This is a genomic window from Nostoc sp., assembly GCF_036919575.1.
Lineage (GTDB): Bacteria > Cyanobacteriota > Cyanobacteriia > Cyanobacteriales > Nostocaceae > Nostoc.
Genome location: NZ_JBALBY010000052.1, coordinates 1 through 16,621 on the forward strand (window position 1 = coordinate 1; position 16,621 = coordinate 16,621).

At 42.5% G+C, this 16,621-nt stretch carries 13 protein-coding genes; 5 read left to right on the forward strand and 8 right to left on the reverse strand.

Annotated features, from left to right (window positions below; translation table 11 throughout):
- Positions 1–607 precede the first annotated feature (607 nt).
- The 4 genes from V7K27_RS14900 to trpB form a co-directional block, all read right to left on the reverse strand.
- Positions 608–1,237: a ribonuclease H-like domain-containing protein gene (locus V7K27_RS14900; RefSeq protein ID WP_334948416.1), complete on the reverse strand. Its 630-nt coding sequence runs from the start codon at positions 1,235–1,237 to the stop codon at positions 608–610.
- 282 nt (positions 1,238–1,519) lie between these two features.
- Positions 1,520–2,068, reverse strand: coding sequence for a CAP domain-containing protein (locus tag V7K27_RS14905; RefSeq protein WP_334948418.1), 549 nt, complete (start codon positions 2,066–2,068; stop codon positions 1,520–1,522).
- A 406-nt stretch (positions 2,069–2,474) separates the two neighbouring features.
- Positions 2,475–3,002: a CAP domain-containing protein gene (locus V7K27_RS14910; protein WP_334948421.1), complete on the reverse strand. Its 528-nt coding sequence runs from the start codon at positions 3,000–3,002 to the stop codon at positions 2,475–2,477.
- A gap of 668 nt (positions 3,003–3,670) precedes the next feature.
- Entirely contained in the window at positions 3,671–4,906 is a 1,236-nt protein-coding gene (trpB, locus tag V7K27_RS14915) for a tryptophan synthase subunit beta (protein WP_334948423.1), read from the reverse strand.
- A 353-nt stretch (positions 4,907–5,259) separates the two neighbouring features.
- Between trpB and V7K27_RS14920 the strand changes: the two genes are divergently transcribed.
- Positions 5,260–5,607 carry a translation initiation factor gene (locus V7K27_RS14920; RefSeq protein ID WP_334948425.1) on the forward strand — a complete coding sequence of 116 codons (348 nt, stop codon included), beginning with the start codon at positions 5,260–5,262 and terminating at the stop codon, positions 5,605–5,607.
- Between the two features lie 140 nt (positions 5,608–5,747).
- Positions 5,748–5,906 carry a YqaE/Pmp3 family membrane protein gene (locus V7K27_RS14925; protein WP_292830075.1) on the forward strand — a complete coding sequence of 53 codons (159 nt, stop codon included), beginning with the start codon at positions 5,748–5,750 and terminating at the stop codon, positions 5,904–5,906.
- 733 nt (positions 5,907–6,639) lie between these two features.
- Here V7K27_RS14925 and V7K27_RS14930 read toward each other — a convergent pair.
- The 4 genes from V7K27_RS14930 to lpdA all read right to left on the reverse strand — a co-directional run bounded on the left by V7K27_RS14930 (position 6,640) and on the right by lpdA (position 10,915).
- On the reverse strand, positions 6,640–7,308 hold the full coding sequence (locus V7K27_RS14930; protein ID WP_334948427.1) for a carbonic anhydrase: 669 nt from the start codon (positions 7,306–7,308) through the stop codon (positions 6,640–6,642).
- 685 nt (positions 7,309–7,993) lie between these two features.
- On the reverse strand, positions 7,994–8,245 hold the full coding sequence (locus V7K27_RS14935) for a DUF5340 domain-containing protein (protein WP_334948592.1): 252 nt from the start codon (positions 8,243–8,245) through the stop codon (positions 7,994–7,996).
- 244 nt (positions 8,246–8,489) lie between these two features.
- Positions 8,490–9,380 carry an indole-3-glycerol phosphate synthase TrpC gene (trpC, locus tag V7K27_RS14940; RefSeq protein WP_334948429.1) on the reverse strand — a complete coding sequence of 297 codons (891 nt, stop codon included), beginning with the start codon at positions 9,378–9,380 and terminating at the stop codon, positions 8,490–8,492.
- 104 nt (positions 9,381–9,484) lie between these two features.
- Positions 9,485–10,915, reverse strand: coding sequence for a dihydrolipoyl dehydrogenase (lpdA, locus tag V7K27_RS14945; protein ID WP_334948430.1), 1,431 nt, complete (start codon positions 10,913–10,915; stop codon positions 9,485–9,487).
- A 750-nt stretch (positions 10,916–11,665) separates the two neighbouring features.
- On the opposite strand from lpdA, the gene V7K27_RS14950 reads away from it, so the two are divergent.
- The 3 genes from V7K27_RS14950 to V7K27_RS14960 all read left to right on the forward strand — a co-directional run bounded on the left by V7K27_RS14950 (position 11,666) and on the right by V7K27_RS14960 (position 16,574).
- Positions 11,666–12,091, forward strand: coding sequence for a hypothetical protein (locus V7K27_RS14950; protein ID WP_334948432.1), 426 nt, complete (start codon positions 11,666–11,668; stop codon positions 12,089–12,091).
- A gap of 58 nt (positions 12,092–12,149) precedes the next feature.
- The gene (locus V7K27_RS14955) at positions 12,150–13,928 is read left to right on the forward strand and encodes an SWIM zinc finger family protein (protein WP_334948434.1); all 1,779 of its coding nucleotides are present in this window, start codon (positions 12,150–12,152) and stop codon (positions 13,926–13,928) included.
- A gap of 909 nt (positions 13,929–14,837) precedes the next feature.
- A complete protein-coding gene (locus V7K27_RS14960; RefSeq protein ID WP_334948594.1) occupies positions 14,838–16,574 on the forward strand; it encodes a ShlB/FhaC/HecB family hemolysin secretion/activation protein in 1,737 nt (578 codons plus the stop codon).
- Positions 16,575–16,621: the final 47 nt, after the last annotated feature.

Consider the following 16,621-nt stretch of genomic DNA (forward strand, 5'->3'; position numbering starts at 1 on the left):
GAACTGGATTTTTTTCCCCCCTTTATAAGGGGGGATTAAGGGGGGTAAAACGCCTGTGGGATAAGCGTTTTGGCTTAAGTTGACACCAATGAGCATTGCTGTGCCCCTACCAACGTATTTGTATCATTATTAAAGTAAAACGGTATAAATTAAAGTAAAACGGTATAAGCCCCCAACTCTTGGAGACGCACTCGCGTTCGTCTACACGTAGCTTCAGTTTCAGTCGGGATTTAAATAAGAGTCTGAAACTCTCTTCATCTTTTACTGGACTACCTCCCTAGAGAATCAAAATAACTTAGAGCTTCCCTACATAACTTAGAGCTCGCTTAGATTTTTTGGGTTGTAGTTTGAAAATTAAAAAGGCGGTTAGAAACCGCATCTACACATGCAAAACCCACCTTTCCTGCGGAACGCCAAGGGCGAACGTGGGTTATAAAACAATACGGTTTAATTAGCGCCAAAAACCTTAAACTGCATAGGTTGGGGGAGAGATTCTTCCAGGATTACTGAATTGGTGTTCTAGTACTTTGTCAAACTCTCAACCAGCAATGAAAATTTCTTGTCCCGACTCCCCATTCTCTATTTTCAAGGCAGGTATACTTTTTGATCAATGTTCAAACAAATCCTTAAATTGCAACAAATCTAAGGAAACTATTGTTGGCAGAAATTCAAAACACTCTTGAGCAATTTCCCAACGTTCTTCTCGTTTGAGCATTTCTATTAGCTTCTGCTGCACACTAAGTAAGTAGCGCACATCATTAGCAGCATAACTTAGTTGAGCTTCAGATAAACTAGCGGCGTTACCCCAATCAGAACTTTGAGAGCTTTTATCCAGTTCCACTTGTTCTAACTCTTGCACCACATCTTTGAGTCCGTGGCGATTTGTGTAAGTACGGGCTAATTTACTCGCAATTTTGGTGCAAAAAACAGGGACAACCTGAATCCCCAGATTGGCTCGTAAAGTAGCAAGGTCAAAGCGAGCGAAGTGAAACACTTTTACGACATTCGCCGCTTGCAAGAGTTTTTTTAAGTTGGGGGCGTCAGCTTGTCCTTTAGCTATGCGGATTACAGTCACTTTCCCTTCGAGGTTGCACAGCTGGACGAGACACAAGCGATCGCGCAGTGGCAATAATCCCATCGTTTCTGTATCAACTGCGATCGCTGTAGATTCTAAATACTGTCCAAGGGCTGCATCACTGAGGTCGCGATCGCTCACCTGAAAATCTTGTAATGTCATGAATTTTTCAAAAAAAATAGCAGTGTCCAGCAAACAAAAGTCTTGTTAGACACTACATTATTATTGTGCAAAAACATCACCAAATAAAACAGGAGTCAGAATACAGAATACAGAATTGGTGAATACTCTACCCATAAAGGGATAGAGTTTTAAGGCGAGAATATTTTAATTTTTTTCGCTTGACTTCGGGCGAGGTTTTAACCAATATTCATCACCCACTCGTACAGAATTCATACTGAATACTGAATTCTGACTCCTGAGTTCTGAATTCTTCTTATAAATCTACCTAGTGTGAAAGAAAAGTTGTGTCAGGTAGACATCGCCTTGATTATTAGTAGCAACACCAATTCCAGTCAGGTTGTAATTTCCTTTAAGATTCTTTAGATGTCCGGGACTGTTTATCCAACCAGTAACAGCTTCCTCCACTGGGTTGCTATATCCCCGGTTGAAAGCAACATTTTCCGCCGCACTGTTGTAGCGAAGAGGGATAGCTTTGACTCGCCCTTCAAATCCCTGATGGCTAAATGGGGTTTTACCTTTAGCCATATTTTGACTATGAATTCTTGCCTGTCGAGTTATATTTGCATTTAGCCTCAACTTTGGCAGTCCTTTAGAAGCCCGATATCGATTAATTTCGTCAAAAACTGATTTTTCTAGCTCCGTAGTTTTAAAAGTAGGAGTCGATATTGCAACCTGACTCGAAAAAAGCGACAACAGCTTATTACGGGTGGATGTATTCGTAGAAGGATAATTTGGTATCGGAACAGTCGTTAATCCACTAGCAAGGACAAGCGCACTTAAAGCGATGCCAAAAGCAGTTTGTCGGAACATGGAGAATTGCGTAATGTGTAGAGATATAAGACTTCTACTCTACCTTATTGTTCCGAGGATATACACCACGATCCTATTAAGGATTGATGAATTTCGGCAATCTGGCTAAATCCTTGTACGGGAAGTACAAACAATCATTTCCAATTGTCAATATTTCAATAGGTCAGCTTCATGAAATCACGGTTATTTTGGCTGATAATTTCAGATTTTCATGAATTACTAAAAAAATAATGTAGTATTCAATAGACAAATGTCATTTAAACTACATTATCAAACAGAATTCAGAATTCAGAATTCAGAATTCAGAATTCAGAATTCAGGAGTCAGAATTCTGAAGTAAAACAGGCTTTATACCTGGGTTTGAGACGAATCGTTGTGTACTTCACTTTCCTTGAAATTTGCTGTATCAGCGAAGGAAAATTTGTGTGAAGTAGATTTCGCGTCCATCCTTGCTAGAGACGCCAATCCCCGTTTTATCATAGTTACCTCTGATATTGGCTAGGTGCCCTGGACTTTTGAGCCAGCCTTGAACAGCTATTGTGGCAGGGTTAGTATATCCCCCGTTGGAAGCGACATTTTCACCAGCTGCTCTGTAGGAAATACCGATTGCGTTAACACGTTCTGGAAATCCCGTATGTCCAAAGGGAACTTTACCACTAGCCATATCCTGACTGTGAATCCTGGCTTGATTATCGATTTTAGAATTACGACTCAGCTTTGGTAGCCCTTGAGAAGCTCTGTAGTCATTGATTTGATTGAAAACCAACCCTTCTAAACTAGCAGTGTTGACGCTAGATGCTGCGATATAAACAGTATTACTTAATACCTGTGAAGATTTTGGCGTAAAAGTTGGATTTGTTACAGAAGTAGCGATCGCTCCGCTACTGAGAAGAATAGTGCCTAAAGCAACGGCGTAGATTGTTGTCTTGATCATTTGCTGAAAGTAAAGTTGCAGACAATCTAACTAAAATAATCTCAGTATGACAAATTGATTATATGTCTATATACTTCTGTTTATGATGTTTTATGTTCAAAAATTACTAGCAAACGTTTGAATCCACGATCTTACGAGAGAATTGCGCTGTTTACAAAACATTGGACTCTTTACCATCATCTGTGAGATTTTCAAACAATGTTATTTTTATAAATTAGTAATTACACTTATAACATCAGTAAGTTGTAGGTATGAAGTTAGCTCTTAATATTAAAAGTATGGGGTAATAATGTCAGATTATACGTAAGTATTTCCTGCCTAAAATTATGTTTAGACCCCGATTTTCAGTAATTTATTACGTGCTATTACTTATCTAGAGATAGTAAATAATCTTACTAATATAAATTCCATACCATTAGTATGAGAAAAATTTGCCTCTACCCATTCGGGATGAGTCAAGACAAGGTGACTTTTGTCAATTAGTATATAGGTTGAAATTTTATTTAAACCTAAGTATAAAATAAACCTCTTATGCTCAATTTTGAGAGTAAGTATGAACGATACTTACTCTCCGTTTAAAAACACTAGGATTTTACGCAAAGGTGTACTTAGCGTGTTGGAATTATTGATTGCTTTTTCCCGAAAATTTGATGTATTTTTATGTATATTTACGCGTTATTTAAGAGCTTCGCTACCGTTTGTACATCCTTGTCGCCGCGTCCAGAGCAATTAATTACAATCCGGGGACTGTCGGTTAGTTGGGGACATAGGGTTTCGAGGTAAGCGATCGCATGGGCTGTTTCTAATGCCGGGATAATTCCTTCCAATTTCGACAATCGCTGGAATGCTTCTAAAGCTTCTGCATCCGTCACACTATAATATTCGGCGCGGCCAATATCCTTCAAATAGCTATGTTCTGGGCCGACACCGGGATAATCTAACCCCGCACTAATTGAGTGTGCCTCAATGATTTGCCCATCCTCATCTTGCAGCAGATAGCTCATTGCTCCGTGCAATACACCAACTCGTCCTTTTGTCAATGTTGCTGCGTGTTTTTCGGTATTGACACCTTCTCCGGCTGCCTCAACCCCAATTAAGCGTATAGAAGACTCATTAATAAACTCATAGAATAGTCCCATAGCATTGGAACCACCACCCACACAAGCCAAGAGAATATCAGGCAATACACCCCACTTTTCCATTGCTTGGGCGCGAGTTTCTTCGCCGATGACTGCATGGAAATCACGTACCATCATCGGGTAAGGATGGGGACCAGCTACCGAACCCAAAATGTAGTGAGTCGTTTCCACATTTGTCACCCAATCCCGGATTGCTTCGGAAGTGGCATCCTTCAAAGTTCCCGTTCCCGCCTCCACTGGGCGCACTTCTGCCCCCATCAACTTCATTCTGAACACATTCAAAGCTTGGCGTTCCATGTCATGAACGCCCATGTAAATTACGCATTCCAGCCCAAAACGAGCGCAAACTGTGGCTGTGGCAACTCCATGTTGTCCGGCACCCGTTTCGGCAATAATCCGTTGTTTGCCCATGCGTTTCGCCAACAATACCTGACCGAGGGCATTATTAATTTTGTGAGCGCCAGTATGATTTAAATCTTCGCGCTTTAAATAAATTTGCGGTCCGGTGCGATCGGGTCGGGCATAATGAGCAGTCAAGCGTTCAGCGAAATACAATGGTGTGGCACGTCCTACATAGTCCCGTAACAACTCCTGTAGTTCTGCTTGAAAACTAGGGTCATTACGGTATTGCTGATAAGCTGTTTCTAGTTCAGTAAGAGCAGGCATCAGCGTTTCAGGTACATACTTACCGCCAAAGCGTCCAAAGCGACCTAGCGTATCGGGAACCTGAGCAGTTGAACTTGGAGACAGGGGAGTGGTAGTCACGAGTTGATTTTGATGCGGGAATGACTTAATTATTATATAGCGGTTCTCAATTGCATGGAATACAGGAGCCAGTCGCGTGGGCGGGTTTCCCGACTTGGGCGAACTGGCGTACCACTCGTAGGGGCACAGCAATGCTGTGCCCCTAGCATGTATTGCATCCAAACGAGAACTGCTATAGAAAGTCTGAGGCACATCTGGGGACTGGGAACTAAATTTTTCGTTAAGGCCCCATGCCCAATTACTTTGAATCGTTTGCAATGGATTTGTGATGTTAGCCTAGAAATTGATATCCCAGCAGAATGGTTGCGTAGAAGTTTCCACTGCTTTTGAAATTTTTCTTAAAGATTCATTTTATGTCTTCTTCCAATTCCAAATCTTCCGATAAAGGCTTTGTCTACCGCGAATTTGGCAACGACAACTCTGCCGCCACAGAAAGACCAATTCCAGAACTGCCCCCACAACAACAAAATCTCAAAGTACAAGCTTCCCGCAAAGGACGCAAAGGCAAAACCGTCACAGTGATTAGCGGTTTTCAAGGCAAAGCGGAAACCTTGGACAATTTGGTGAAGCAGTTGAAAACCCAGTGTGGGACAGGTGGGACAGTTAAAGACAACGAAATTGAAATTCAGGGCGAACACAAGCAGAAAATTGTCGAGATTTTGATCAAGCTAGGTTATAAGGCTAAAATTAGCGGTGGCTAATCTTGAGTGCGGTTTACCGCATCTTAAGCGTGACCTCGATTGAGAGAAGAAATGTTATCTTTAAAAAGTCCAAATATGCTTGATCAGTGGTGAATTACTTCGCCAACAAGCTGTTTCTGTGAGATTAACAGGAGGTTCAAATGGATTTAGTTCGTCTTCTGTGTGCCATTTTCTTACCGCCTTTGGGAGTTTTTTTGCAAGTAGGTTTTGGTATAGACTTTTGGATTAATATAGTTTTGACGCTTTTTGGTTACATTCCTGGGATTATTCATGCAGTGTGGATAATTTATAAGAAATAATTCTTTGTAGGGGTAGGTTGGGTGTACCAATCTCGGCGTTAATGATTCTGAGTAATATTTGCATAGAGGCAATTCATAAATTGCCTCTACCAAAAGAGTTATGAATTAGATATCTGCAACTTCTTAATTAAGAATAAATTGCGGACTTCCAATTAAAAAAATATCCAACTTTTAAAGTGTGTTACTTTGTTAATTTCATCTGTCACGGTGCGTTATAGGATGTTTGAAAAGTCTCACATAACGCACTTTGACGTTACCCCCCAACCCCCCTTGTAAAGGGGGGCTTTAAGAGGTTGTTTGAAAAGTAGTTAGCTGTGATTTTAGGCACTTGTTGATCCCCCCTAACCCCCCTTAAAAAGGGGGGAACTGGAATTAAAGTCCCCCAATTTATCGGGGGATTTAGGGGGATCTAGAACGTTTTATTACCGAGAAGAGGACTTTTCAAACATCCTCTAAGAGCCTATTTGCCCACCCTTTCCAAGGGGGGTTGGGGGGGGTATTAAATACTTTTGGTAACAAAAATAGCTTTTCAAACATCCTCTAATACACCCTTGTATTAGTAATATTAAAAACTCTAATTTTACAAAAGAATATGAAATATTTTATAACTTTGACGTAAAATTTATAAGAGTGTGGCGAAAAAACAACTATTTATTTCACTTCCAATAAAAGTTGTAAAGGTACGATTGATCACCTCTCAAATGTATATTTTTGTGTAATGGTAAATATCTAATTAACTCTCGTTTTTTAACATGGCGTAGAGCCTAAACTCTAGAAGCAAGGGGCAGATGTGCAATTGCCATTGTACAGTTGAAATGTTCAAATCTTTAATCAACCCAGTGCGTATATCTAGTACCCAACCATGAACAATAGGTGCTTTTCGTTCATAGAGTGCCTGACGCATCATCGAAGTTTGGTAAAGATTTTTCACTTGCGCCACAACATTGATTTCCGCTAAAAGATTTAGACGTTCTTCTCTTGTTGGCAAGGCATCAATTTCTTCTTGTTTCTGTAAATAGAGTTCCCGAATCGGATTTACCCAGTTATCAAGAATTCCGATGGTTCTCCCTTCTAAAGCCGCCTTAATTCCTCCACAATCGTAGTGACCACAAACGATAATATGTTCCACCCCAAGATGTAAAATTGCATATTCTAAAACGGCTAAAAAGTTAATATCCGTCAGAGAAACTTGATTGGCAATATTACGATGTACAAATAACTCTCCTGGTTCAGTACGGGTAAAGCTTGTTAATGCTAGACGACTATCAGAACACCCGATGTATAGAAAAGGTGGTGTTTGTCCGTTAGATAATTCTTGAAAGTAAGTTGGGTCTAGAGTCAGTTTCTCGGCAACCCAAGCCTGATTATTTCTGAAGAGTTCATCGATGCTGTTATATTTCATCTTTCGTCAAATTCGAGAGAGAATATGATCAATATTTTAGCTGATCTACAGTTTCCTCTAAATCAATATGAACTTTTTCAGGGCTAAAATTTTATCAAGATGAGAATTTTTTCTCCAGCATTAATAGAATTATTGTATAAATTGTCAACCGATTTCAAATCCTCATCTATAGGACTAGTACCGCTTCGCCTAATTCGTAATTCGTAATTCGTAATTCGTAATTACGTTTTAGCAAGGGTTTCAGACATTACAAATGGGTGGCTTATTTACGCCGTTCTGTACTAGTATTTGATTTTTGAAATGCACTATTTTGGACTGTCTAGGCTAAAATAGTGCATTAGACGTAGGTTGGGTGGAGCGCAGCGCAACCCAACTGATTATCAGGATGTTGGGTTACGCAAAGCCTCCACCCAACCTACAATTTTTTTGCAACATTAAAGCCAAGAGGGTCTACTACAAGACTACCGAGATTTTTTCAGAAATAAAATATGATTCCTATAGCATTTATAGGTATTTTTGTAAAGCATAAATAATTATGTAACCAAAATCATTTTAAATCACACCCCAAACTGTAAATTTTAGTCAAGGAAATGCGGCGGAACTTTTAACTACTGACCACTTAAATACACTTTCTGATGATAGTAAGCTAACTTAATAAAGATGCCAAATTTGAGATTTAGATATTTCAATCAGGGGCAATAACTTTGCTATCGTGATGATGGTTAATCGACCAACGGTGATCAATAGTTACAGAGGAAAACTCGCAAATTTCTTCTAGTCGCTTTTGCTGCACAGCAGCTTTACGGAGAGTAATAATTAGCTGATTCACCTGATGCCGTAAATCTGGATTATCATTTACCGCTAACATGGTTTGTCTTTCTAAAAGTTGAAGTATAAGTTCGTAGTGAATAGGTGAAGGTAGAGGAATTTGCTCCATGAAGTTAAATTTTGATTTCATATTTGGGATTTTGTATTAGTCAGAGTTTGTCTCTTGTTAATAAATTGTTACATAAGAAATAACTAGTTGCTTATGGCTTTTATTTGATTAAAAATGAAGATTTGGCAAAGATATAGATGATAACTTAACAGCAAAGTGCTGCGTATCTACACATAGTGTGCCTGTTCGCCTATTGTGTGCAGTTAGTTGCCCTGCGCTAAGGGGCGCAGGGACGGTGTTGCTTTCAGAAATTCGTCGGCAAGATACGGGCGATCGCAGCGCCGGGATCTGGTTGTTTTACCAAAGATTCTCCAATGAGTACAGCAGATGCACCTGCTGTTAGCACCAAACTCAAATCCTCTGGGTTGTGTAGTCCTGACTCGCTGACAACAAGGATGTTTTTTTCCTGCAATTGGCTACCCCTTGCAGCTAAGAGTTCGCAAGTAGTTTGCAGGTCAACTGAGAAATCTTCCAAATTGCGATTATTGATTCCTACCAAGGAGACTCCATCTAAGGCTAACACACGGTCAAGTTCTGCCAAACTATGGACTTCAATTAAGGCTGCCATTTTCAGTTTGTGAGCAATTTTCAGGAAGTATTTCAAATCTTGATCGCCCAGGATAGCTGCAATCAACAAAATTGCATCTGCACCCTTAATCCGCGCCAAGTATATCTGGTAAGCATAAATGATAAACTCTTTGCACAGTAGCGGCAAATCTACGGCAGCCCGAACCTTGGCTAAGTTGTCAAAACTGCCTTGAAAGAACTTGACATCTGTCAACACAGAAAGACAACTGGCATTGGCTTGCTGATAAGAAAGAGCGATCGCTACTGGGTCAAAATCTGCTCGTAAAACACCTTTACTTGGTGAAGCTTTTTTAACTTCCGCAATCAACGCTGGCTTAGTCTTACCTTGGCGCAAGGCGGCGACAAAATCACGGGTGGGCGGTGCAGTTAGTACCTGCTTGACCAATTCCTGCAAAGGAACCTTTTCCCGCATTTGGTCATATTCTACTTCTTTCTGCCAGACAATTTCCTCCAAGATGTTGTTTGGCGCCCCGTCAGGCACGGCAGCCTGATAACGTAATATGGACACATTAATAGCTGGGTTAGGTGAACGGCGGCGGATTTGCATAATTAGTGATTAGTCATTGGTCATTTGTCATTGGTCATTGGTCGTTGGTCATTGGTCATTTGTCCTTGTTTATTAGCAAAGGACAAATGACTAAGGACAAATGACTAAATTGCGATCGCTCGTTTATAAGCTTCGTCTAAGACTTCCGAAAGTGTCGGGTGGGCGTGAACTAGATGTGCCAAGCTTTGCACAGATTGACGGTTGGCGATCGCGGCTGACGCTTCATGAATTAAGTCTGAGGCGTGCAGTCCGAAAATATGAACGCCCAAGACTTCTCCGGTGTCTTGGCGATATATTACTTTGGCAATCCCGTCGGCTTCATTTTCTGCCAACGCTTTGGAATTTCCTTTGAAGTAACTCTTACTGGTGGCGATTTCAAAGCCTTCGGTTTGTCCCAACTCCTTGGCTGCGGTTTCTGTTAAACCCACATAGCTAATTTCTGGATGGGTAAACGCGGCGGCGGGGATGCTGCGATAGTCTACTATTCTTTCCCTCCCAATTATATTTTCTACGGCGATGATGCCTTGAGCAGAAGCCGCATGTGCCAACATCATCTTTCCATTAGCGTCGCCAATTGCCCACAAATGCGGTACTACTTCACCGGCTGATAATACTGCCATGCGATCGTCAACTGGAATAAAATTCCGCCGATCAACTTCCACACCCACAGACTCTAAACCGAGATTTTTGGTCGCCGGGATGCGTCCGGTAGCTACCAAGCAAGCATCTACTTCGATGACATCTACATCTTCTTTGGTTTTGAAATCTGCTAACTCAATTACCACAGGTGAACCGGGAATGACTTTTTTGGCGTATATCCCCACTTTGGTTTCAATATCGCGGGGAGTAATCAGCACTCGTTCGGCAAGTTTAGCAATATCGCGGTCAAATCCTGGCATTAACTGATCTAGGGCTTCAATCATGGTGATTTCACAACCCAAAGCTGAGTAAATATCAGAAAATTCTAAGCCGATGTAACCACTGCCAATAATCGCCACCCAGTCTGGTAACGACTCTAACTTGACACCTTGATCACTGGTAAAGACAGTTTTGCCGTCTACTTCAATCCCTGGAGGTACAAAAGGAATTGAACCAGGGGAAAGGATGATGTCTTTGGCTGTGATGATTTTTTCACCGCCGTCTCCGGTAATGGCGACTTTTTGCGCCCCAGCGATTTTTCCCCAACCCCTGATGATATCGACTTTTAGACGTTTGAGGCTGTTGGTTAAATCGCCTTGAATTTTCGATACAAGATTATTAGCATGATTAGCGATCGCTTGGCGATCGAATTCCACGCTACCAATTTGAATTCCCAGTGACTTCAGGTGGTGGGCATTGCGTAACTCCCGCACACGTCCAGATGCTGCCAGCAGTGCCTTAGAAGGAATACAGCCCCGATTAACACAGGTTCCTCCCATATCAGCAGCTTCAATAATCGCTGTTTTCAGACCGCAACTTACGGCGTGTAAGGCTGCGCCATGTCCGCCTACACCAGCGCCGATAATTACTAAATCGTAATCAAATCCTTGACTCACGTTAGTTTCCCCGTGTGCTTCGTCTATTTATTCTCAACTTGACCGACAATCAGCGTAACCCCTTTAAGGTTCCGGTATTGCTAACTGAAATTATGATTCACGCATGAATAGCCCAAAGATGGATATTTTCAGTAATTATAGTCAAATCTATATATAGCAGTCTGTTTTGATTTTTGAAATTATTTGTGTAGAGAGGGAGTGGGGAGTGGGGAGTGGGGAGTGGGGAAGAAGTTTTTAAGTCTCATAGCCCCTGAGATACCTCACCCTGGTTTTGCTATGCAAAACCTGTCCCTCTCCTTAGTAAGGAGAGGGATGTTTGAGAGGGATGTTTGAGGTTTTAGAGGACTTTTGGGTAATCGGATAATTTGTGTGTACACCGTAGCTTAAACAGGACTTACGCAGAAGAGATCCCCCAACCCCCGATAAATTGGGGGCTTTCAAGTTCCCCCCTTTTTAAGGGGGGTTAGGGGGGATCGAGGTTTCAAGCTTTGATTGCGTAAGTCCTGTTAAAAAGGAGGGCTTAATTTTTGGAGGATTAGGAAGGATCAAGCCTTAGAGGATGTTTGAAAAGTATTAGGCGAATAAAATTTGCTACTACACAAACTCTCGTCCACCTCCGTGGAAAGCATGAAGAATCAAGGGTTTTTAACCCACGGAGGTGGGTTTTGTCTGTGTAGCCGCGACTTCTAGTCGCCAGGGCTAGTAATCAATTAGACTTAAATTCTGAAAGTTCCGAGTTCAGAACCTCAAGTGCCGAGTTCAGAACCTCAAGTGTCGAGTTCAGAACTTCAAGTGTCGAGTTCAGAACCTCAAGTACCGAGTTCAGAACCTCAAGTGTCGAGTTCAGAACTTCAACTGCCGAGTTCAGAACCTCAACTGCCGAGTTCAGAACCTCAACTGCCGAGTTCAGAACCTCAACTGCCGAGTTCAGAACCTCAACTGCCGAGTTCAGAACCTCAACTGCCGAGTTCAGAACTTCAAATAGGGAAACAGGGGAAGCAACGGAAGAGATTATTGCCCAATGCCCACTCCCCACTCCCCACTCTCCATTCCCCACTCCCCACTCCCCACTCTCCATTCCCCACTCCCCACTCCCCACTCCCCACTCCCCATTCCCCACTCCCCACTCCCCATTCCCCACTCCCCATTCCTTTGAATTTCTTTACATCGCGTTAGCCTAACACCTAAGCTGGATTTAAGATTTATCCAGAGGATTTACACAGGCGATCGCTCGATGTCTATTCCCCAAGTTAGTGAATTTACTATCCGCCGTCATACCAACGCCAAATCTTTCCAGCAGGGCGAGGCATACTATGCGGCTGGTGCTGTCAATGCTGTTACCCAACGTGGTCATCTGCTTCAGGCAGATGTTATGGGCAATCAAACTAGACCTTATCATGTCAATCTGAGTTTCGATAGCAGTGGGTTAACCTCAGTCAACTGCACCTGTGGTTACAACTTTGAGGGTTGGTGTAAACACGTTGTCGCAACGATGCTTGTCTGTGCGCGTAACTCCGAAAATATTCAGCAGCGTCCTACCTTAGAACAACTACTCGATCGCTTGGATCATATCCAAACTCAAAGGCTGGTGCAAAATTTGGTAACAGAATACCCACCATTAATTGAGGCGATTAACCGCCATGTTAATTGGATAATCAATCCTGCTGTCGAGGAAACAACCACAAAATCTCTGCGCCGTAGTAGTATTGATCCGGCTCCCTTTCGCGGACAAGTACGGCAGATTCTCCGGGATGCCGTGCGTTACTTTGAGGAGGGGTGCGAAGAAGATCCGATTGCCGGGGAATTGCTGAGTGTAGTCCAAACTGCGGTAGATTTTAGCGAACAGGGTGAGGGTGAAAATGCGATCGCTATTTTAGAAGTGATTACCTCTACCTGTGTGGAAAATTGGCATGAGGTTGCAGAATATGGTGCTGAAAACGATCAAATTGTCGGGGAATTAAATAATGCTTGGTGTGAAGCAATTCTCAGTGCCGATTTGACCCCAGAAGAAAAAGTTGATATTCAAATAAATTTGGAAGCCTGGCAAGATGAATGGAATGCTGATTTTGGCCTAGTTATGGAGGCTTTACGCCAAGGTTGGGATTATCCGCCACTGGTGCAAGTTATCCAAGGTAATATCACCGAAAGGGGAGCTTGGGAAGAAGATGTGCCAGATTATGCAGATGATTTGGCACTAATTCGCCTGAAAATTCTCGAACGTCAGGAACGTTACCAAGAATACCTATATTTAGCAGAAGCGGAAGGACAAACCCAGGAGTATCTCACAATGCTAGGGCGTTTAGGCAGAGTGGAAGAAGCAATTGATGCGGCTCAAACCCAGATGAACTCAATGGAAGAAGCCTTTGCTTTAGCGAAAACACTCAGCGTTCAGGGGGCATTACAGCAAGCACTAGATATAGCCCAGAGTGGATTAAATTTACCGGGTAATTGTCAGTATGAATTGGGAATTTGGACAAGTGATTTGGCTCTGGAGTGGGGTAATAGTCAAGCTGCTTTATTAGCAATCAAGGCGGCTTTTCAAGTCAAGCCCTGTTTTGTAGACTACCAAAAGATGGCAGAATTGGCTGGGGAAAACTGGGAAAGCCTCAAAACAGACCTGCTGAAAATTGTCCGTACTGATAGTGGTTGGGGAACAGAATCAGAGAAAGTGGATATATTCTTATATGAAGGGCTAATTGATGATGCAATTGCGATCGTTAGTGAACTCAGTTCTTATTATTCCGAGTTGATTCACCGAGTCATGGATGCTGCTATCCCTTACAATCCGGCTTGGGTGATTGCTAATGCTCGTCATCGTGCCGAAAAGATTATAGATGCAGGTAAAGCCGAATACTACTACTACGCCGTTGAATGGTTGAAAAAGGCACGTAATGCCTACTTGGAATCTGGGAAGAAAGCTGACTGGTTAAGCTATCGGGAAAACTTGATGCAAACCCACGCTCGAAAACATAAATTGATGGGAATGTTTAAGCAAAGGGGTATGGATCTGTAGGGTACACACCCGACAGCATCTTCTAATTATTTGTGCCTACTTGCTTACCTTTAGAAGTAATAAGTGTAACCTGGATCGCGTCATAGACAAAACCCTGATTTATCCAAATACTTTAGGTCTATTTCTCCCGCAGACACAGATAATTCCAACATATCTGCTTGCTGATGCGGCTCAAACACCATCATACTTTTAAGTCTGCATTGACACTCTTTTAGCTGGACAAATATGACATTTACCTTACTCATACCATTTCAGACAAACCCTGATACCTATAGGCTTTTAGAGATTATCTCGTTCCCAGTCTCCGACTGGGAATGCATTCCGAGAGGCTCCGCCTCAAGACTTGCGGCAGAGCCGCAACGAGTAGCATTTCCAGCAAGAAGCTGGAAACGAGGTTTGAAAAGGGTTTTGGCTTACAGCAGAAATCATGTATTTGAACCACATCTGTCGTAGGGGCACAGCACTGCTGTGCCCTTACCGCGTGGTCTATTTACCTGAAAATAGCTGTAAGTTGACACCAATGAGCATTGCTGTGCCCCTACCAACGTATTTGTATCATTGTTGAACTGAAACGGTATCAGTGCTGAGTAAATTGAGAATTGCCCAAGATATCAACTTTAGCAACAGTAAGATTCATATCTGAAGTAGTCGCCGTATAATCCCACAGTTCCTAACAAAAAATAGTCCACTGCGATGATTAATAAATATCCTCACAATCTTATCAAAAAGATGGGTCTAAAACCCCGTATTTCTAGGATGGCTTTATGTTTTGTGGCTCTTTCTAAATCCCCATTACAAAACTGTACCCAACTCTTGGAGACGCTGCGCGAACGGCAGGCTCAGGGCATCGCTTCCGACTTCCGACTTCCGACTTCCGACTTCTTTAAAGTGTCCTGCTTACCTCTGAGTATGCTTCTATCACTCAGCAGCATATCTTCTAATCCAGAGAAAGCTCAGGCTATTGATAGTACACAATTACCAACTAATAATTTCATCCTGTCGCAAAAACTCCCACCACCACAGGATGTCCAACCACCCGCACCTTCACCACTTCCCTCACCGGAACTGCCACAGCCACTCCCCCCACCAGCAGAACTATTTCCCCCCTCTGCCCCAACTCCCACACCTGAGGAACCACTTCCTAGCAACCTTCCTGAAACTATTGTTGTTCAACGGTTTGAAGTTATTGGTAGCACAGTCTTCAGTCCCGAAGAGTTAGCCCAAGCCACTGCTGAATTTACTAAACGACCGATCTCACTAACTGAAGTGTATCAAGCACGTTCTAAAATCACTGATCTATACATAAAAAATGGTTATATTACATCTGGTGCGTATATTCCACCCCAAACAATCCAATCCGGTGTTATCAAAATTCAGGTGGTCGAAGGTAAATTAGAAGATATCCAGGTAACTGGGACTCGACGGTTGAATCCAAATTATGTCCGCAGCCGACTAGCAATAGCGACATCACCGCCTCTGAATCGCCAGCGTCTACTAGAGGCACTGCAACTTTTGCAACTTAATCCTTTGATTCAAAACGTGTCTGCTGAACTCTCGGCAGGATCGCAAAATGGTGTGAGTCTGTTAGAAGTTAAGATCAGTGAGGCAAAAACTTTTAGTAGCCAAATAATTCTTGATAATGGGCGATCGCCTAGCGTTGGCAGTTTCCGCCGCCGATTACAATTAAATGAAGCCAACTTACTCGGATTCGGAGATGGTCTGAGCTTAGGATACACTAATACCGATGGTAGCAACTCCTTTGACGCCAGCTATACATTACCACTCAATCCCCACAACGGAACCCTTAGTTTCAACTATGGCACTACCTCAAGTAATGTCATTGAACCTCCTTTCAATATTTTAGATATCCAATCGGCTTCTCGCTATTACGAAATAACATTTCGCCAGCCCATAATTCAAACTCCTACACAAGAATTCGTCCTGGGGTTGACAGCCTCCCGACGGGAAAGTGACGCCTCCTATTCCCCCTTGGGAGAGCGACTACCTTTCCCCGGTTTAGGTGCTGATGAACAGGGACGCACCAAGGTATCTGCGTTGCGATTTTTTCAAGAATGGACTTCTCGTAACAGCCATGAAGTCATCGCCCTCCGCTCTCAATTTAATTTGGGTATAGATGCGTTGAGTCCCACGATTAATCAAAGTCCTCCCGATAGCCGTTTTTTTGCTTGGCAAGGGCAAGCGCAGTGGGCACGGCTTTTAGCTCCTGAAACCTTACTGTTACTTCGTTTAAATACGCAACTCGCATCCAGAACACTATTACCTTTAGAGCAATTTGGCTTAGGTGGACAGGATAGCGTTCGAGGCTATCGTCAAGATTACCTGCTGACGGATAATGGCACTTTTGTTTCTGCTGAAGTTCAAGTACCGATTCTGCGCTTACCCCAGATAGATAGCACCTTACAGGTTGTCCCCTTTGCGGATTTTGGTGTTGGCTGGAATAGTTCTGGTAGAGAGAATCCCGATCCTAATATTCTAGCTGCTGTTGGCCTGGGTTTGCGTTGGTCACAGAGCGATCGCTTCACCGTTCGTCTTGACTGGGGCATTCCTTTAATATCTGTTGACTCAAATGAGAGAACATTACAAGAAAACGGTCTGTATTTCAGTTTATTCTATAATCCTTTTTGAATTTTGAATTTTGAATTGTTAATCTGGGTATCCTAAGAAAGACAAGG

Bases quoted from the DNA above. Each gene is read 5' to 3' on its own strand.
- V7K27_RS14900 (WP_334948416.1), bottom strand. From the start codon at position 1,237: ATGACATTACAAGATTTTCAGGTGAGCGATCGCGACCTCAGTGATGCA.
- V7K27_RS14905 (WP_334948418.1), bottom strand. From the start codon at position 2,068: ATGTTCCGACAAACTGCTTTTGGCATCGCTTTAAGTGCGCTTGTCCTT.
- V7K27_RS14910 (WP_334948421.1), bottom strand. From the start codon at position 3,002: ATGATCAAGACAACAATCTACGCCGTTGCTTTAGGCACTATTCTTCTC.
- V7K27_RS14920 (WP_334948425.1), top strand. From the start codon at position 5,260: ATGTCTTCTTCCAATTCCAAATCTTCCGATAAAGGCTTTGTCTACCGC.
- V7K27_RS14925 (WP_292830075.1), top strand. From the start codon at position 5,748: ATGGATTTAGTTCGTCTTCTGTGTGCCATTTTCTTACCGCCTTTGGGA.
- V7K27_RS14930 (WP_334948427.1), bottom strand. From the start codon at position 7,308: ATGAAATATAACAGCATCGATGAACTCTTCAGAAATAATCAGGCTTGG.
- V7K27_RS14935 (WP_334948592.1), bottom strand. From the start codon at position 8,245: ATGGAGCAAATTCCTCTACCTTCACCTATTCACTACGAACTTATACTT.
- trpC (WP_334948429.1), bottom strand. From the start codon at position 9,380: ATGCAAATCCGCCGCCGTTCACCTAACCCAGCTATTAATGTGTCCATA.
- V7K27_RS14955 (WP_334948434.1), top strand. From the start codon at position 12,150: ATGTCTATTCCCCAAGTTAGTGAATTTACTATCCGCCGTCATACCAAC.
- V7K27_RS14960 (WP_334948594.1), top strand. From the start codon at position 14,838: ATGCTTCTATCACTCAGCAGCATATCTTCTAATCCAGAGAAAGCTCAG.